This is a genomic window from Micromonospora sp. C81 (genome assembly GCF_018070425.1).
Classification (GTDB): domain Bacteria; phylum Actinomycetota; class Actinomycetes; order Mycobacteriales; family Micromonosporaceae; genus Micromonospora; species Micromonospora zamorensis.
The window spans coordinates 242,062-259,065 of the sequence record NZ_JAGPXS010000001.1; the positions used below are offsets into that span (position 1 = coordinate 242,062).

The window sequence follows — 17,004 nt, forward strand, 5'->3', positions numbered from 1 at the left end:
ACACACGTCGCGTCGGCGAGCCGCCGGCCGCAGAGCGGCGGAGGGTCACGTTCGGGGTCGGCCGGTGATGCCGTCCAGGACGGTGGTCAGGTTGTGGTGGAAGGTCTCCTCGGCATTGAGGTGGGCGCCGTCGATGACGAGTCGGGCCACGGTGGGGTACCTGCCAGTCTTCAACATACGGGTGAGGTAGGGGCCGAGGCTGGCCTGTAAGGCGGCTTCATCGGTGCCGGTGGAGCGGGCGGTGCGCCGGCTGACAGAGCCGGCACGCACAGACTGACAGCGGTCCGCACACCTACGACACCCAGATCACGCAGGGCACGCGACAGCCGCTGCCGGGCAAGGTGGCGCTCGATGGCCGGCGAGGACCCGGATTCACGAGGGCAGTTATTCGGCGATCTTCTGCCGGGCGGCGATGACGGCGGCGTACAGCGCTTCATCCGCGCGCATCTCGGCGTCGGCGCCGCCGCTATTGATCCCGAGTCGGTGCCGGCGTGCCACGAGGCGATCCAACCGGTCGAGTACGGGCCGCGCGTGCGACCCCATCGCGGCGAGGACCCTCAGCGCCTTGCGCCCCCACAGATCGTCGTACAGGTAATCCGGTAGAACCTCCAGCAGTTCAGCGGCTACCGCAGGACCCTCCTGAAGCCATAGTGCGCCGGCCGACGTCAACTGCCCGAAGCCGGGAGCCCGGAACAGGCTCCGCAACTGTTTGTGCTGGCGGGCGGTGAGCCCGCCGTGCTCGGCCAGCCAGGTCAGCAGCGCCGACGCAATCCCATCTCGGCCAGGTCGTTCCGGCCGGCCGGCGAGATACTGCTCGGCCACCGCCCGGTCCAATGTGACTCTGAGAAGGGCAAGTGTCGCACCTTGCGTCGGGTACTGCCGCAGCAGCGCTGCCGCGGCTGCGGCCGCTGGCCCGATCCGTCCCAGAACGTAGAACGCACAGTTCGGGGTGTCGTTCTCGGCCTCTTCGAGTCTGGCAGTAAGTTCCGGCAGCGCGGCAGCAGCAGCCGGACCGAACGCGGCCAGCACCCGCATCGGCAGGGCCGGCGCGCACGAATCCGGCAGCGCGGCCAAGATCTGCCGGGCGGCGGCCACCGGGGCCTGCGGATCAGCGCCCGCCCGAGCAACTGCCTTGAACGCTTCAGTCAGGCGCGGCTCGTCGCTGCCGGAGAGCATCAGCCGTACCAGATGCGGCACCGCCCGGTGGTCGCCGACGCTGCCCAGCGCGGTAGCGGCCACCGCACCGAGCTCAGGATCATCCAGCACTGCCGCGAGCTCGTCCGCGGCGAGACGGGACGCGGTCAATGAAGCCGCCAACGTGTGCAGCGCCGCAGACCGTACATCGGAGATTTCGTCCTGCAGGAGGTCGATCAGCATCGGCGTCACCCGCCCGGGCGCGGCGCGCCACTCACGCATCGCCGCGAGCGCCACCCGTACGCCTTCGAGCCGGACCTGTGGGCTCTCGGACCGGCTCGCCAACCGTTCCGCCCAGGCGTAGCAGTCCTGCTCCCGATCGAGGAGGGTCAGCGCCCGTGCCCAGCGCTCGCCGCCAGTCTGCTCGGTGCGGAATCCTGACCCGTTCAGGACTCCCGCGCAAGGTTCAAGATCGGCACGGATCGCATCGTCCAGCGCCGGCCAAGCCGCCGGGTTGTCCCTGCTGAACACTGCGACGTTGGCCAGTAGCCGGACTGCCGGAACGAGATCCGACCGCAAGCGTTCCAGGATGGCTCTATGGTGCGGGACCTCGTTCCAGGGGATGGCATCCACGAAGGCGATCCGGACGACCGGATCAGTCGAGGCCTCCAACGCCGACATGGCCCGATCAGGTTCAGCGGCGCCCACCAGTAACCTCGCCGCGGTGCGCCGCACCTGCGGATCCCCGTCGTTCAGGGCCGACTCAGCGGCATCTGCTACCAGGAGCCAGTGGGGGTTCCGGAAGCACAGCTCGCACAGCAACTCGAAGATGATCCGCCGGGCCGACAGGCGGTGGTCGGTCGTGAAGGTCAACAGGCGGCGGGTCACCGACCCGTCCCGGTCGGCCTCGACCCAATGCCAGATCTGTGACCGTACATCGCTGCCGGGAACAAGAACATCACCCGAGACGACGCCCGCTTCCAGCCATCCCCAGTCGCCCAACGGCGACACCAGCGCTGGGCCCTTCACTCTGCGAGGCGCGAGGCGCCCTTCCAGTACGTCATGAACCTGATAGTCCCTGACGAGCACTGCGGCACGCAACGCGTATCCGCTTCTCCGCACATCCAGATGTGTGCACCAACAAGTTGTCACGATGAACGGCGGATCTTGACGTATTCAAAGATGGTCGAAGAACCGAGTAGACCACGTCGCATTGGCCGTCGGGCCGAAGACCCATCCGTTCGGCCCGTCGTACGGCGCGGCGAGGATGTGCTCGGGCACGATGAGGTAACCGAGTCCGGCGAGTGCCTGCTCGATCCGTTGCCGGTCGTCGGGGTGCAGGAATGGTTTGTGCTCGCTCGGATTGGAAGCACCATAGGTGGCGAGGTCACCAAACTTGCTCACACTCACGGTCAAGGACAGCGGAATCCGCGTGCGCTTCGTACGACTGCGGCTGGCCTCGGCGGGAATCCAGATGCTGCCGAAACAGGCGGAGTCCTGGGCCAACCCCGAGTCGCACGTACAGCCGTAGGCCTCGCCCAACCGCCCTGCGAGCCGTTCAATCCGGCCCTGGGCCGCAGCGTGGTCGAAGTCCCGTGGCACCTCCAGACCATCACCGTCACCTCGGGCCACCCGCTCGTGCAACGCCGCCCGCATCGGCTCCGGCATGACGCCCTCCACCATGGCCCGGAGAACCGACTCCCGCCCGATGCCGCCCTCCACCGGCGCGACCGGCTCGTCCAGCGCCCGGAGTATCGACCACCAATCCGCGTCCACCATCGTCACGCGTGCACCTTAAGCGGCGGGCTACGGAGCAACCAACCGGTTTGGGCCCGCCGACCCACGACTGACGGGCACCGCGACACCGTTACAGTAGCTGCGGTTCGGGACATGGCGGGAGCGTGGGGATGAGCCTCGATATCTCAGTGTGGATACCGGACGGCGACGCCTACGCCGGTCGGGACGTTGTCGTGGATCCGCCGGGCACCAGCACTGGGGTAGGAGCTGAAGGTCTTCGCTATGAGCTGTGGGGTTCGGCAGCCGTTCGGCGTCTCGGCGCGACGTTCCTGCCGCAACTTGCCGACATCACTGTCGACAACCGTGGGCACCTTCAGGTCTCGCCCGGCCAGCTCGACGCCTTCGAGCAGGAGTGCGTACTCCTGGCAGAGACCGTCGAGCAACTATCCGCCGCGACTGGGTACGACGTAGACCGCATCCTCCATTACCTGGCCAACATGCGGCACGCGGTGGAGCGCGCCAAGGCGATACACGGCGGCATCATCATCTGGTAGCGGCATCAGGTCATCCGGTCCAGGATCTGCCGCATCTGATCGACCGGCAGGGCCGGGTTGGCTGCGGCGGCCTCGGCCAGTTCAGGATCATTGAGAAGCGCGACGATTCGCGGAGCCGGGAGGCGTGGGCTGCCGGCCATCGCCTGCCGCACGGTGACGTCAGGGTCGGTGCCCAACCGGTCGACGAGTTCGGGGTCGGCGTCCGGGTCGAGGGCGACGAGCCGTCGTACCGCCGGGTCGGGGTCGCCGGCGAAGCGGGCCAACCCATCGGTAGGAAACTGCGGAAGCTCACTCAACCGGTCCCGGCCGCAGCAGTGGTACTCGAGGAAAGAGCGCAGCAGCAGTGCTGGCGGTGCAGCCGGGTGGTGCTGGGCGAGCAGGACCCGGACACCCAAGTCGGGGTCGTCGGCCAGGACGGTGACAAGGTCCGCCGGCAACTCGGCGTTGCGGGCCGCCCGGCGGCGCAGCAACGGATTGACCGAACGCGCCCACCGCAGCGCATCGGTTACCTCCGGCGCGCCGCCGTCTGGATAGGGGATCCCCCGGCAGCGCACGTCCGCCGAGCCAAAGTGTCCGTCGCCCGGCGTAGTGGTCACGTCGATGTCGATGCTGGCCCGCTGCGGCTCGGTGAGGCCCGGATGCGTGGAGACCGCGGTTCGGACCTCGACCGCTGAGTCGGTGGCAAGCCTGACAAGCTGGTCGCTGCTCAGGTCGACGCGACCGGTGACTCCCTGCCGGACCGACGGGTCGGGATGGCGCAGCAGCGTCTCGACCACGTCCGGCGGGACACTCGGATTCGTGGCCATCACCCGCAGCGCAGCCGCGTCGCCGGTGGCGAGCACCTGATCGATCAGCGCCCGGGACAGTGGACGCTGCAGCACGTACCAGAATCCGTGAGAGTGCTGGTCCGGTAGATCCGCAGGCTCCATCACCTGCTGGCGGTGCGCGACGGACGCCGAGGCGGTCGCCCGCACCTCGGGTACCTCATCCTCCAGCAGCGCCTGGCGCGACCGCTCGTCCAGCCGGTACAGCGAACCGGCCGCGAACCGGCGCACACCCGACCGAGGGTGCGCGGCGGCCAGCCGAAGCAGACGCGGGTCGTACCCCATAGCGTCGAACAACTCACCGATCAACTCCTCGCGGGTGAACGGCACATCGGAGGGTGGACCGTCAAGCTCGGCCAACAACCTGACCAACACGTCGTCAGGCAGCGATGCCTGACCGGGCCGGCCGAACGCGCGCATTCTGACCCGCCATTCCGGGTCGGCCAGCAGTTGGGTACGCGCCAGAGGGTCGACCTGTGGGTGGGTGGCGAGCGCTCCGCGGACCCGGGGCGAGGGATGGTGCAGCATCGCATCCCGCACCGGCGGCGGCAGCTCGCGGCGGAGCCGTAGCCCCTCGCACACCTGCTCCGGCCACAGATCTACCAGTCGGAGCAGCACGTCGGTGGGCGCTGCAGGGTTCCTCGCCAGCCCGGCCGGCAGAGACGAACACCGATCGAACCATGCGTCGCCGATCATGAAATGCACCCTACGCCGACACCGACTGGATTAAGGGCTTGCCCCGGGTCCGGAAGACCCCAGCCTGTACGACCGGTCAGGGTTTGCGGGCCACCGCGCCGTAGATCGAGGCGTCAGCCAGCGCTGGCCGCTGCTCCGGCGGCACCTGCGGGCGCCACTCGGTGACCGGCACGATGCCCGGCTCGGCCAGCTCCAGGCCGGTGAAGAAGCGGGCGAACTCCGCACGGTCGCGGGGCACGGCGTCCTGCTTCATCCGGCCGGAGGCGAACTCGGCGTACATGCGCTCGACGATCTGGTTGGGGATGTGGTCGGTGGTGAAGTGGGTCAGCGCCAGCCAACTGCCTGACGGCAGCGCGTCGAGCAGCCGGGCGACGTGCTCGTGTGGGCGGTCGTCGTCGGTCAGGAAGTGCGTCACGGCGATCAGCACCAGGCCCACCGGCTGGGACAGGTCAAGTGTGGTGTGCAGTTGCGGGTCGGCGAGGATCTTCTCCGGGTCACGCAGGTCGGCGTCGAGGTAGGCGGTGGCGCCGGCCGGGTCGCTGGTCAACAGCGCCCGAGCGTGGACCAGCACCATCGGGTCGTTGTCGACGTAGACCACCCGGGACTCGGGCACGACAGACTGCGCCACCTCGTGGGTGTTCTCGGCGCTCGGTATGCCGGTGCCGATGTCGAGGAACTGCCGGATGCCGACCTCCTCGGTGAGGAACCGGACGGCCCGGCCGAGGAAGGCCCGGTTCTCCCGGGCAAGGGTGCGTACTCCCGGGTAGACGGCCGCGATCTGGTCCCCGGACTCCCGGTCGACAGCGAAGTTGTCCTTGCCGCCGAGCCAGTAGTTGTAGCGGCGAGCCGGATGCACCACAGTGGTGTCGACCCGGTCGGCACCCCGACCCTCGGATGATTCCGACGTGGATGGCACCGTCACGAGACCTCCCCAGGTCACCCGGCTGCATCGCCGTGTGGCACGACGCACGATCTGACCATGGTAGGTGCTGGACATGCGAGCGAGGGGCCCGTCCGGGCCTCGCCGACCGGCGGCGACACCGTAGGAAACCGCTTACCAGCACGCTATTGACGGTCATCACTGGCTGTCAGTACCGTGATGCGGGCAGCAAGAAAGCGCTTTCCGACCCTCACCGTCCAACAGGGAGCGAGCGCCCCCATGCCCCGACACCTCCGCGCGTTCTGCCTCATCCTGCTCACCATCGCCGCCGTGGTGAGCACCACCACCGCCCTGCCCGCCGAAGCCGCCCCACGCTTCCGGGTGCTGGTCTTCTCCAAGATCACCAACTTCTACCACGACTCGATCCCGGCCGGCATCGCCGCGATCCAGCAGCTCGGCGCCGCCCACAACTTCGAGGTCGTCGCCACCACCGACGCCGCCGCGTTCACCGACGCCAACCTCGCCACGTTCGACGCCCTGGTCTTCAACAACACCAACTCGCTCCCGACCTCGGGCGACCTGCTCAACGCCAGCCAGCGGGCCGCGCTGCAGACGTTCATCCGCAACGGCGGCGGCTGGGCCGGCCTGCACGCCGCCTCGGCGAGCGAGCGTGACTGGCCCTGGTACGAGGGCCTGGTCGGCACGATCTTCGACTACCACCCCGACTTCTCCTCCACCGGCGGCACCTTCCCCGGCCGGGTGAAGGTGCTCGACCGGGCGCACCCCTCCACCCGCAACCTGCCGGAGCTCTGGGAGCAGAGCGAGGAGTGGTACAACTGGCGGACCAACCCGACCGGCAACGTGCACACCCTCGCGCAGATCAAGGTGCGCGACGGGATCAACGGGCTGGACGAGGGCGTCGACCACGCGTACTCCTGGTGTCAGCGCTACGACGGCGGCCGGTCCTGGTTCACCGCCGGCGGGCACGCCAGCTCCCAGTTCAGCAGCGCGACGTTCCTGGAGCACCTGCGCTACGGCATCGAGTGGGCGGCCGGCGCTGTCGCCGGCGACTGCTCGGCCACCAGGACCAGCAACTTCGAGCGGGTGGGGCTGGTCACCGAGAACCTTGCCGACCCCTTCGAGTTGGCCGTCGGCCCGGACCGGAAGGTCTACTACATCCAGCGCACCGGCGCGCTGAAGGTGGTCAACTCCGACACCCTCCAGGTCACCACACTGCTGGACTTCGCCTACACCTCGGCGATGACCGACCAGTCCGACGGGCTGCTCGGGATGACCCTCGACCGCAACTTCGCGAGCAACGGCTGGATCTACCTGCTCTGGTCGGACAAGACCCTCAAACAGCTCAACCTGTCCCGGTTCACTGTCGCCAACAACAGCGTCGCGCTCTCCTCGGAGAAACGCCTGCTGGCCATCCCCACCTACCGGGGCGAGGGTCGGGCCAACTCGCACATGGGCGGTTCGCTGGCCATGGACGCGGCCGGGCGGCTCTACGCGGCGATCGGCGACAACACCGACCCGTTCGCCTCCAGCGGCTACACGCCCGTCGACGAGCGGGCCGGCCGCGCCGCCTGGGACGCCCAGGGCACCGCCGGCAACACCAACGACCTTCGCGGCAAGATCCTGCGGATCACCCCACAGGCCGACGGTACGTACACAGTGCCGAGCGGAAACCTCTTCCCGGCCGGCACCGCGAAGACCCGCCCGGAGATCTACGCGATGGGCATGCGCAACCCGTTCCGGATCACCGTCGAGCCGCAGACCAACGCGGTGCTGGTGGCCGACTACGGCCCGGACGCCCGCACCGCCGATCCCAACCGTGGCCCGGAGGGGACTGTCGAGTTCAACCGGATCACCGGTGCCGGCAACTACGGCTGGCCGTACTGCGTGGGCAACAACATCCCGTTCAACGACTACAACTTCGCCACCAGCACCTCCGGGGCGAAGTTCAACTGCGCCGCGCCGGTCAACAACTCGCCCAACAACACGGGCCTGACCACCCTGCCGGCGTCGAAGTCCGCGCTGGTCTGGTACGCGTACTCGGCCTCCACCCAGTTCCCCGAGGTCGGCACCGGCGGCGGCGGGCCGATGAGCGGCCCGGTCTACGACTACGACCCGGCCAACACCCGCACCACGAAGTTCCCCGAGTACTTCGAGGGCAAGTGGATCACCTATGAGCTGACCCGCAAATGGTTCAAGACGCTGTCGATCCACAAGACGGCGCAGACCTTCAGCAACGCGCGCTTCGGCCCCACCGCCGTGGGTGACCTCCAGTCGATCAACGGGATCTTCGGCAACATGAGCTGGATCCAGCCCTTCGAGGCAGAGTTCGGCCCGGACGGCTCGCTCTACGTCATCGACTTCGGCGAGGGCACCGGCAGCGGGCGCGGCGGCAGCAACGCCGGCGCGGGCATCTACCGCATCGACTACGTCGCCAACGGGCGGCCACCTGCCGTGAAGATCGCCGCCACCCCGGACAGCGGGCGCACCCCACTCGCCGTGACGTTCTCCTCGGCCGGGTCATCCGCCGGTGACGGTTCGGCGCTCAGCTACGCCTGGGACTTCACCAACGACGGCAGCACCGACTCCACAGCGGCCAACCCGAGCCACACCTACTCGACCGCCGGCAGGCACACCGCCCGGCTGACCGTCCGCAACAGCGGCAACGGGTTGACCGCCACCGCGGTCACCGAGGTGGTGGTCGGCAACACCCGGCCCACGGTGACCATCACCGTGCCGGACGGGGGCTTCTTCGACTTCGGCGACAAGATCCCATACACGGTGACCGTCACCGACCCAGAGGAGACCACCATCGACTGCTCGAAGGTCACCGTGCAGACGCAGCTCGGTCACGACTCGCACGCCCATCCGCTGGACGTCTACACCGGCTGCTCGGGGCTGCTCGCCACCGAGGCCGACGCCGGTGACGGGCACGGGCCAGGGCAGAACCTCTACACCGTGGTCACCGCGCAGTACACCGACGGCGGCGCGGCCGGCGGCGTACCGGCACTGACCGGCTCGACCCGGGCCCAGTTGCAGCCCAAGAGCAAGGAGGCCGAGCACTACACCGCCCAGTCCGGCATCATCGTGAACGACCGGGCGACCGCCCGCGCCGGCAAGCGGCTCGGCGAGGTCGACCACAACGACTGGGTGGCGTACGGGCCGGTGGACCTGCGCAACGTCGGCTCGGTGACGCTCGGCGTGACCAACGGCGGGCTCGGCGGCACCATCGAGCTGCGGACCGGCTCCCCCACCGGCACCCTGGTCGGCGCGGCCACCATCGGCTCGACCGGCGGGTGGGACAACCTGATGTCGCCCACCGTCACGCTCACCAACAAACCAGCCGGCACCACCACCCTGTACGCGAAGTTCGTCAACGCCGCCCAGGTCGGTGGCACCCCGGACCTGCTGTCGCTGGACTGGCTGCGGTTCAACGGCGCCGGGGTCAAACAGGAACCGGGCGGGACGCTCTCCCTCACGGCCAACCCGGCCAGCGGCACCGCGCCGCTGACCACCACGCTCACCGCCACCGCGACAGCGCCGTCCGGGCAGAGCATCACCGACTACGCATGGGACTTCGGTGACAACAGCACCATCACGCACGGGGCGACGCTGCGATCGACCGCCCACAGCTATCCCCGCAAGGGGACCTTCACCGCCCGGGTCACGACCACCTACACCAGCGGGGAGACCCGCTCGCTCAACCTGACCATCACGGTCAACTGATGATCGAGCGGTGGCGGGCAGGGATCGACCTGTCCGCCACCGCCGGGCCCAAGGCCAAGAGGGGTCTGCTTGCGAGTCGCCGAGCCTATCGGTCAGCAGGCGCTGCACGTCGGCGACGACCTGCTCGGCATCCCAGATCGCGGTGCGCAGCAACCGTTGCGATGGCGGCTGCCGGTATCCGGCCAGCCCCGCCAACTGCCAGCAGGTCCTGCGCTCGGCCTGCGACAACAAACCAGCCACGACGGCCCGCGCCGCCAGCCGTTGTTCGCTCCAGACCATCCTCGAACACCAACTGCCGCCGGGCAGGGTTACGCTGTGACTCACGGTCACTGCACGATCTTCGGCTTCCTCACACCATCGATGATCATGCAAGGAGCCGCGCTCAATTGAGGCACGGCACCGGAGACGACGTGGCGAACCAGTTCCAGAAAGCTATGCGGTTGATGCGCAGCAACGACGCACAGACCCAGGAGGACGGGTTCCACCAGCTGCGGCCCCACGTCGTGCAGCACCTCGACGAGCTGATCATCGAGTTCAACCGCGAGACTGCCCATGGCCTGCGCTGCTGGTTACTCGAACTGATCGGTGAAGCCCGCGCCGAACAAGCCCTGCCTGTGCTCATCGACCAGCTCCACGGCGACGACGAATCGCTGCGGTTCTGGGCTGTCAGAGGCCTCGAACGGCTCGACACCAAACAAGCACGTCGCGAGCTGTACCAGGCCCGCACTACCGGCTTGATCCCCTGACCCGCGAAGCCAGATCGCGAAGCGTCACTGGAGTACCGGGCCGTGCTTCTGAAGTGCTCGTGTTGGGCCTACTCGCAACGGTGGGTAGCCTGCCGGCATGGCGAAGGTTGTCACCTACCTGGAGATGAATACCGCCAAGGACCTGCGACCTGGGAAGGTGGTGCCGGACCTTTTCCTACGGCGCGTTGACGGTGGCCTGCCGCTCGTGCGTGCCACCACTGCTCAGGTCGGAGGCCCGTACGGGTGGCGGAGTGCATCTCGCACGAATGAAGAGTGGCAGGAGCTGATGCAGTGTCGTCCGCTGCGCCAATACTGGCTCATCGCTCTGAAGGACGAGACCGTGGGGGTCGCAAATTTGGAACCTCAGCCTCACGGAGATGTGGAGATCACCACCTTTGGGCTGATGCCCGAATATGTCGGGAGGGGTCTCGGTGGCCATGCGCTGACGCTGACCATCCGGCAAGCATGGGACAGTGAGGCCGTGGAGTCTCCGGCTGTACGCAGGGTTTGGCTGCACACATGCTCGTTGGACCATCCGAATGCACTACGCAACTATCAGCGACGCGGCTTGACTGCCTATCGCACGGAGGTCGAAGCCGAGTAATAGTCACGCCAACGAACCCGACTCGAAGACGATTCGCCTACTGTCGTTGCCGTACTAGGCTTCCGCCATGCTGATCATCGATGGCGCGGGCCGGTGGACCGCACCCGCCGGGGCCGCCAACGACTGGGTCGAACAGCTGAGAGTGCCGGACCTGTCGGTGGGGACGTACTGCATCCCGGCGGGCGGTTTCGACGCCCAGAGCCCGCACACCGAGGACGAGATCTACGTGGTCACCGCGGGGCGGGCCCGGATCGTGACCCCGGACGGTGCCGCCGAGGTGGGCCCGGGGTCGGTGATCTTCGTGCCGGCTGGCGAGGAGCACCGGTTCGACGAGGTGGCCGAGGACCTGGCGCTGCTGGTGGTGTTCGGCCCGGCGTACGGCTCGCGCGCTCCGGCTCCGCGAGCCGAGTAGGGCGGACGGGTCGCCAGCCCGGAGGTCGACGTCTGTCGTGAGTGGACCCAACGAGTGGGGAGGTGGCCACCCGAGGGCGAGCAGGTAGATGTCCAGGCGTCGGCCTGGCAGCCGCCCCGGTCAGTTGCGGGGCCAGACCTGGACCGGCACGTGCGGGAAGGCCACGGTCAGGAACTGTTCCGTGCGGCGGTCGCGCAACACGCAGTCCGGCCAGGTGTCCAGCACCTCCGGCAGGGTGCGGTGTCCAAGGGCCAGTTGGAGCAGGGCACCCGGTCGCCCTCCATTGTCGTGCCGTGTCTCCCGTGGGTTCAGATACGGGTTCGCCCTCCACAATGGTTGCACGCTCGAACCATCTGGTTGTACCGTCGAACCATGCAGCCTGGCGAGATCGACGCGGCGCAGGAGGCCCTGATGCGGTTCGTCCGCAACTTCGGCCTCCATCAGCCCGACCGGACTCCGTGCGGGCAGCCGCTGCCGGTCTCGGAGGCGCACGCCATGGTGGAGATCGCCCGGGAGGGGCAGATCCGGCAGGTGGAGCTGGCTCGCAGGCTGCGTCTGGAGAAGAGCACCGTCAGCCGCCTGGTCACCAACCTGGTCAACAGGGGCTGGTTGCACCGGGAGACAGCCGAGGGTGACGGTCGTGGCGTTCTGCTTCTGCTGACGGCCGCCGGCACCACTGCCGCCGCCCGGCAGGCCGAGGCCCGCCGGGACCGGCTCACCACCCTGCTCGATCGCGTCCCCGACGACCAGCGCGCGGCAGTGGTGCGTGCGCTCCAGACCCTCGCGGAGGCCACCAATGAACCGTCCTGACCGCCCTCGTGCCCATCGGGCCCTGCTCCTGGCGGTCGTCGCTGCCACCGCGCTCAGCGGCGGCTGCGCCGACGACCCGGCACCGTCGACACCGACGGCCAGCTCCAGCCGACAGGCCGACGTCGCCGAGCGAGGCGCGTCCGTCATGCCGTTCGATCTGGATCGCACCACGCACCGCTTCACCAAGACCGACACCGGTGGCGTGCAGACCGTGGTCGCCGACGACCGCCAGGACACCACCCAGATCACCCTTGTCCAGCGGCATCTGACCGCCGAGGTCGAGCGGTTCCGGCGTGGCGACTTCGGCGATCCCGCCCGCATCCATGGCACCGAAATGCCCGGCCTGGCAGCGCTTCAGGCACACGACGGGCGGATCACCATCGAGTACGCGACCACACCCGACGGCGCACAGGCCACCTACACCACCGACGACGCCGCGCTCCGCGATGCCCTGCACCACTGGTTCGACGCCCAGGTCAGCGACCACGGCGAGCACGCCACCCGCTAGGCGCCACCGTCGGCCGCCCGGGCCGCGTCTCCTCGCCGCCGCCAGAGCACGGTGCACCCCACGGCCAGGGCCAGCCCGAGCAGCGGCGCGACGCCGACCCCGGCGAGCGTGCAGGCCACCGCCAGCAACGCGGCCGGCACCCAACACCAGGCGGGCACGGTCCGCGGCACACGACCGCGCCGACGGGCCGCGGCTTCCACGGCCATCGGCACCACCAGCACCGGCAGCGCGGCGGCCAGGAGCGTCAACCAAGGCAGCACGAGGCGGTCGAAACGCGCCACCGCCAGCACCCCGCCGAGGACCGCGACGACCAGCATCGCCGTACGAGCCGGCACGCGGGGGGCCAGGCCACGGATCGCCAGCGCCCCGGAGTACGTGGTGGTCAACGCGGCGGCGAAGACCGCCACAGCGACGAACAGATTCGCGTACGCGGCCAGCCCCGAGCCGGCGGCCAGCAACGCGACCACGTCGGCCGAGCCGGTCCGCAGCCACAGCCCGGCGCCGGCGATCACCCCGAGCAGCGCGGGCCCGATCAGCAGCCCCACGCACCAGGCCAGGTCCCGCCGCCGGGCGAGGCCGACGCTGAAGTCCGGCGCGCGCAGCGCGAACACCGCCGCGTAGCCGATCAGCGCGGCGGCGTCGGCGAGCCCACCGGCGGCGAGGCGAACCGGCGCACCGGGTGGCGGCAGCACCGTCAGGCACCAGCCGACCAGGACCACCGCGCTGAGCGTGGTGAGCACGGCGACCCGGTTGCCGAGCCGGGCCGGCCCCCAGGAGACGGCCAGCACCGCCACCTCCAGCAGCACCGGCCCGGCCCAGCCCGGCAGGTCCGTCAGGGCGGCCAGGGAGGCCCCGCCGAGCCCGACGTTGAACCCGTTCCAGCCGACCATCGACACGGCCAGCACCGCCGCCAGCAGCAGCCGTGACGTGTTGCCCAGGTAGGCGGGCAGCACCGCGGTCAGCGTTCCACCGTCGCCGAGCGGCCGGCGCAGGCCGATCCGGCCCTGCCCCCAGAGCAGCGCCGTCATCAGCACCCCGCCGACCAGCAGCCCGGCGACCGGCATCGCGCCGCCGTGCCGGGCCGCCATCGCCGCGCCGAGCACCAGCGTGGCGGGCGCGGTGCCGATGCCCAACCACGCGCCGACCGCCGCCGGCCAACGCCGCTCGGCAGTCTCAGACAACGTGGCGCAGGTAGCCGGCTATCGCCGCGTCCAGCACTTCCGCGCCCGGCCGCGCCCACACCTCGGCGGAGAAGACCTCCACCTCGATCGGGCCGCCGTAGCCGGCCGCGTCGACCGCCTCGCGCAACCGGCGCAGCTCGATGCACCCGTCGCCGGGCAGCGCCCGCCCGAGCAGCACCCCCTCGGGCAGCGGTGTCACCCAGTCGCAGACCTGGAACGCGGCGATCCGGGAGCCCGCCCGCGCGATCTGCGCGTACACCGTGTCGTCCCACCAGACGTGGTACGCGTCCACGACCACGCCGACCACCGTCGGGTCGAACCGCTCGGCGATGTCCAGGGCCTGACCGAGGCTGGCGATCACGCAGCGGTCGGCGGCGAACATCGGGTGCAGCGGCTCGATCGCCAGGCGTACGCCGGCGGCCTCGGCGTGCGGGGCCAGCTCACCGATCGCGTCCGCGACCCGCTGCCGGGCACCGTCGATGTCCCTGCTGCCCGGCGGCAGCCCACCGGACACCAGCACCAGCTCCGGGGCGCCCAGCGTGGCCGCCTCCTCGATGGCCAGCAGGTTCTGCGCGCGCCAGTCGTCGGTGGAGAAGAAGCCGCCCCGGCACAGCGAGGTGACGGTGAGACCGGCGTCGCGGACCAGCTTCGCGGACCGGGCCAGCCCATGGTCGGCGACCGGCTCCCGCCACAGCCCGACGCCGGGCACCCCGGCGGCCACGCAGCCGGCCACCACGTCGGGCAGCGGCCACCGCTGGGCGGTCGCCTGGTTGAACGAGAAGCGCGCGAGGCTCTGTGGGCTTGTCGTTCGCGACTGCGGGGCTCGCAGGACCGGCTCACTCCTCGCGCTCACTGCTCCACCCCCGCCACCGTGAACAGCGCCCGGGCGCGGGAGGCGGCCAGGTCGGCGTCCGGCAACAGCCCCGCCGCGTCGGCCAGGGTGAGCAGCGTGGCCAGATGTGCCGGGGACCGGCCGGACTGCGCGCCGCCGACCATGGTGAAGTGGTCCTGGTGCCCGGCAAGCCAGGCCAGGAAGACGATCCCTGTCTTGTAATGCCAGGTCGGGGCCGCGAACAGGTGCCGGGCCAGCGGCACGGTCGGCGCGAAGATCTCGTCGTACGCGGCCAGGTCTCCCCGGTCCAGGGCGGCCAGCGCGGCGGCGGCGGCCGGTGCGATGGCCGCGAACACCCCGAGCAGCGCGTCGGAGTGCCCCACCTCGTCGCCCCGGATCAGCTCCGGGTAGTGGAAGTCGTCACCGGTGTAGAGGCGTACCCCGGCGGGCAGTCTGCGGCGCAACGCGACCTCCCGGCCGGCGTCGAGCAGCGACACCTTGATGCCGTCCACCTTCGACTGATGTGCCTTGATCAGCTCGACGACCGTGTCGGCGGCCAGGTCCAGGTCGACCGCACCCCAGTAGCCGGTCAACGCCGGGTCGAACATCGGGCCCAGCCAGTGCAGCACCACCGGCTCGTCGGCGGCGCTCAGCAGCTCGTCGTACACCCGGAAGTAGTCCTCCGGCCCGCGCGCCGCGGCGGCCAGGTGTCGGCTGCACATCAGCACCGGCCGGGCGCCGGCCGCGCGTACGTCGTCGAGCTGCTCCAGGTACGCGGCGGTGACCGCCGCCAGGGTGGCCGGGCCAGCGGGCAGCTGATCCGTGCCGACCCCCGCGACGATCAACCCGCCCGCCGCGCGGGCCTCGGCGGCACTGCGGCGGATCAGCTCCCGGGTCGCCGGGTAGTCCAACCCCATCCCCCGCTGGGCGGTGTCCATCGCCTCGGCGACCCCCAGCCCGTACGACCACAGGTGCCGCCGGAAGGCGAGGGTGGTGTCCCAGTCCACCGTCGCCGGGGCGCCCGGCACGTTCTCCGCGGTCGGGTCGGCGACGACGTGCGCTGCCGCGTACGCGATCCGGCTGGTCGCCGGCGCGGCCGGACGGGCGAAGCCGCTCCCCCCGGCCAGCCGGTGCCGTCGCGGGCCCGGCAACACCACCTCGGCGGTCATGAGCGCAGCTCCGGCACCTCGATGCGACCACCCTCGCGGGCGGAGCGCAGCCCCAGCTCGGCGAGCTGCACACCGCGTGCGCCGGCCAGGAAGTCCCACCGGAACGGCTCACCGGCCACGACGTGCCGCAGGTACGCCTCCCACTGCACCTTGAAACCGTTGTCGAACTCCTCGTTGTCGGGCACCTCGACCCACTGGGCCCGGAAGTCCTCGGTGGCCGGCAGGTCCGGGTTCCACACCGGCTTCGGGGTGACCGCCCGGTGCTGCACCCGACAGTTGCGCAGGCCGGCGATGGCGCTGCCCTCGGTGCCGTCGACCTGGAACTCCACCAGCTCGTCGCGGTACACCCGCACGGCCCAGGACGAGTTGATCTGCGCGATGATGCCGCCGTCGAGTTCGAAGATCCCGTACGCGGCGTCGTCGGCGGTCGCCTGGTAGACCTGACCGGTCTCGTCGACCCGTTGGGGCACGTGGGTGGCGGTCACGCAGGACACGGCGGTGACCCGGCCGAACAGTTCCTCCAGCACGTAGTGCCAGTGCGGGAACATGTCGGAGGTGATGCCGCCGCCGTCCTCGGTCCGGTAGTTCCACGACGGACGCTGAGCGGGCTGCCAGTCGCCCTCGAAGACCCAGTAGCCGAACTCACCGCGCACCGAGAGGATCTGACCGAAGAAGCCGCCGTCGATGAGGCGCTTGAGCTTGCGCAGGCCGGGCAGGAAGAGCTTGTCCTGCACGACACCGGTGCGTACCCCGGCCGCGTCCGCCGCCCGGGCCAGGTCGAGCGCGGCGGCGGTGTCCTCGGCCAGCGGCTTCTCCGTGTAGATGTGCTTGCCGGCCTCGATGGCCTGCCGGATCGCCTTCTCCCGCTGCTGGGTCACCTGGGCGTCGAAGTAGATCTCGACGTCGTCGCGGGCCAGCGCCGAGGTCAGGTCGGTGGTCCAGTCGGTCAGGCCGTGCCGCTCGGCGAGCTCCCGGAGTTTCGTCTCGTTGCGCCCGACCAGGACTGGCTCCGGCCAGATGGTCGTGCCGTCGGCCAGCGCCACGCCGCCGGATTCGCGGATGGCCAGCAGCGAGCGGACGAGGTGCTGGCGGTAGCCCATCCTTCCGGTCACTCCGTTGACGATGATGCCGATCGACCTGCGGGTCATGGTGTTCCTTCCGTCGTGCTGGTCG

General features: G+C 70.0%; 17 protein-coding genes and 1 pseudogene. 8 read left to right on the top strand and 10 right to left on the bottom strand.

Annotated elements, in window-relative coordinates; genetic code table 11:
• Positions 1 to 45: 45 nt before the first annotated feature.
• The 3 genes from KBX46_RS32280 to KBX46_RS01170 form a co-directional block, all read right to left on the bottom strand.
• Complete coding sequence (locus KBX46_RS32280; protein WP_307871316.1) at positions 46 to 270, bottom strand: TetR/AcrR family transcriptional regulator C-terminal domain-containing protein; 225 nt, start codon at positions 268 to 270, stop codon at positions 46 to 48.
• 114 nt (positions 271 to 384) lie between these two features.
• A complete protein-coding gene (locus KBX46_RS01165) occupies positions 385 to 2,223 on the bottom strand; it encodes a HEAT repeat domain-containing protein (RefSeq protein ID WP_210789845.1) in 1,839 nt (612 codons plus the stop codon).
• Positions 2,224 to 2,310: 87 nt separating this feature from the next.
• The gene (locus KBX46_RS01170) at positions 2,311 to 2,919 is read right to left on the bottom strand and encodes a hypothetical protein (RefSeq protein ID WP_210789847.1); all 609 of its coding nucleotides are present in this window, start codon (positions 2,917 to 2,919) and stop codon (positions 2,311 to 2,313) included.
• A gap of 122 nt (positions 2,920 to 3,041) precedes the next feature.
• Here KBX46_RS01170 and KBX46_RS01175 point away from each other — a divergent pair, with 122 nt between their 5' ends.
• Positions 3,042 to 3,425, top strand: coding sequence for a hypothetical protein (locus KBX46_RS01175; protein WP_247666781.1), 384 nt, complete (start codon positions 3,042 to 3,044; stop codon positions 3,423 to 3,425).
• A 5-nt stretch (positions 3,426 to 3,430) separates the two neighbouring features.
• Here KBX46_RS01175 and KBX46_RS01180 read toward each other — a convergent pair whose 3' ends face one another.
• Complete coding sequence (locus KBX46_RS01180; protein WP_247666782.1) at positions 3,431 to 4,945, bottom strand: hypothetical protein; 1,515 nt, start codon at positions 4,943 to 4,945, stop codon at positions 3,431 to 3,433.
• Between the two features lie 76 nt (positions 4,946 to 5,021).
• The gene (locus KBX46_RS01185) at positions 5,022 to 5,867 is read right to left on the bottom strand and encodes an SAM-dependent methyltransferase (RefSeq protein WP_307871317.1); all 846 of its coding nucleotides are present in this window, start codon (positions 5,865 to 5,867) and stop codon (positions 5,022 to 5,024) included.
• 237 nt (positions 5,868 to 6,104) lie between these two features.
• Here KBX46_RS01185 and KBX46_RS01190 point away from each other — a divergent pair, with 237 nt between their 5' ends.
• The 5 genes from KBX46_RS01190 (at position 6,105) to KBX46_RS01210 (ending at position 11,331) form a co-directional block, all read left to right on the top strand.
• Positions 6,105 to 9,569, top strand: a complete 3,465-nt coding sequence (locus tag KBX46_RS01190; protein ID WP_210789851.1) for a ThuA domain-containing protein — start codon at positions 6,105 to 6,107, stop codon at positions 9,567 to 9,569.
• Between the two features lie 69 nt (positions 9,570 to 9,638).
• On the top strand, positions 9,639 to 9,959 hold the full coding sequence (locus KBX46_RS01195; RefSeq protein WP_210789853.1) for a hypothetical protein: 321 nt from the start codon (positions 9,639 to 9,641) through the stop codon (positions 9,957 to 9,959).
• A gap of 20 nt (positions 9,960 to 9,979) precedes the next feature.
• On the top strand, positions 9,980 to 10,315 hold the full coding sequence (locus KBX46_RS01200) for a HEAT repeat domain-containing protein (protein WP_308159328.1): 336 nt from the start codon (positions 9,980 to 9,982) through the stop codon (positions 10,313 to 10,315).
• Between the two features lie 97 nt (positions 10,316 to 10,412).
• Positions 10,413 to 10,919, top strand: coding sequence for a GNAT family N-acetyltransferase (locus tag KBX46_RS01205; protein ID WP_210789856.1), 507 nt, complete (start codon positions 10,413 to 10,415; stop codon positions 10,917 to 10,919).
• A gap of 67 nt (positions 10,920 to 10,986) precedes the next feature.
• Entirely contained in the window at positions 10,987 to 11,331 is a 345-nt protein-coding gene (locus tag KBX46_RS01210; RefSeq protein WP_210789858.1) for a cupin domain-containing protein, read from the top strand.
• 120 nt (positions 11,332 to 11,451) lie between these two features.
• Here KBX46_RS01210 and KBX46_RS01215 read toward each other — a convergent pair.
• A pseudogene (locus KBX46_RS01215) lies at positions 11,452 to 11,604 on the bottom strand (GNAT family N-acetyltransferase); the annotation flags it as partial.
• A gap of 99 nt (positions 11,605 to 11,703) precedes the next feature.
• Here KBX46_RS01215 and KBX46_RS01220 point away from each other — a divergent pair.
• A complete protein-coding gene (locus KBX46_RS01220) occupies positions 11,704 to 12,141 on the top strand; it encodes a MarR family winged helix-turn-helix transcriptional regulator (protein ID WP_210789860.1) in 438 nt (145 codons plus the stop codon).
• Positions 12,128 to 12,649, top strand: a complete 522-nt coding sequence (locus KBX46_RS01225; RefSeq protein ID WP_210789862.1) for a hypothetical protein — start codon at positions 12,128 to 12,130, stop codon at positions 12,647 to 12,649. The genes KBX46_RS01220 and KBX46_RS01225 overlap by 14 nt, the downstream gene beginning before the upstream one ends.
• On the opposite strand, the gene KBX46_RS01230 is transcribed toward KBX46_RS01225, so the two are convergent.
• From KBX46_RS01230 to KBX46_RS01245, 4 genes are read right to left on the bottom strand one after another with little or no spacing between them, the layout of a single operon-like run.
• Entirely contained in the window at positions 12,646 to 13,830 is a 1,185-nt protein-coding gene (locus KBX46_RS01230; protein WP_210789864.1) for a hypothetical protein, read from the bottom strand. The genes KBX46_RS01225 and KBX46_RS01230 overlap by 4 nt on opposite strands.
• The gene (locus KBX46_RS01235; protein WP_088951792.1) at positions 13,823 to 14,659 is read right to left on the bottom strand and encodes a sugar phosphate isomerase/epimerase; all 837 of its coding nucleotides are present in this window, start codon (positions 14,657 to 14,659) and stop codon (positions 13,823 to 13,825) included. The genes KBX46_RS01230 and KBX46_RS01235 overlap by 8 nt, the downstream gene beginning before the upstream one ends.
• 20 nt (positions 14,660 to 14,679) lie before the next feature.
• Entirely contained in the window at positions 14,680 to 15,831 is a 1,152-nt protein-coding gene (locus tag KBX46_RS01240) for a dihydrodipicolinate synthase family protein (RefSeq protein ID WP_210789865.1), read from the bottom strand.
• Positions 15,828 to 16,979 (bottom strand): Gfo/Idh/MocA family protein, encoded by a 1,152-nt coding sequence (locus tag KBX46_RS01245; protein ID WP_210789867.1) that lies wholly within the window; start codon positions 16,977 to 16,979, stop codon positions 15,828 to 15,830. The genes KBX46_RS01240 and KBX46_RS01245 overlap by 4 nt, the downstream gene beginning before the upstream one ends.
• Positions 16,980 to 17,004: the final 25 nt, after the last annotated feature.

Bases quoted from the DNA above. Each gene is read 5' to 3' on its own strand.
- KBX46_RS01175 (WP_247666781.1), top strand. From the start codon at position 3,042: ATGAGCCTCGATATCTCAGTGTGGATACCGGACGGCGACGCCTACGCC.
- KBX46_RS01180 (WP_247666782.1), bottom strand. From the start codon at position 4,945: ATGATCGGCGACGCATGGTTCGATCGGTGTTCGTCTCTGCCGGCCGGG.
- KBX46_RS01190 (WP_210789851.1), top strand. From the start codon at position 6,105: ATGCCCCGACACCTCCGCGCGTTCTGCCTCATCCTGCTCACCATCGCC.
- KBX46_RS01205 (WP_210789856.1), top strand. From the start codon at position 10,413: ATGGCGAAGGTTGTCACCTACCTGGAGATGAATACCGCCAAGGACCTG.
- KBX46_RS01210 (WP_210789858.1), top strand. From the start codon at position 10,987: ATGCTGATCATCGATGGCGCGGGCCGGTGGACCGCACCCGCCGGGGCC.
- KBX46_RS01220 (WP_210789860.1), top strand. From the start codon at position 11,704: ATGCAGCCTGGCGAGATCGACGCGGCGCAGGAGGCCCTGATGCGGTTC.
- KBX46_RS01225 (WP_210789862.1), top strand. From the start codon at position 12,128: ATGAACCGTCCTGACCGCCCTCGTGCCCATCGGGCCCTGCTCCTGGCG.
- KBX46_RS01240 (WP_210789865.1), bottom strand. From the start codon at position 15,831: ATGACCGCCGAGGTGGTGTTGCCGGGCCCGCGACGGCACCGGCTGGCC.
- KBX46_RS01245 (WP_210789867.1), bottom strand. From the start codon at position 16,979: ATGACCCGCAGGTCGATCGGCATCATCGTCAACGGAGTGACCGGAAGG.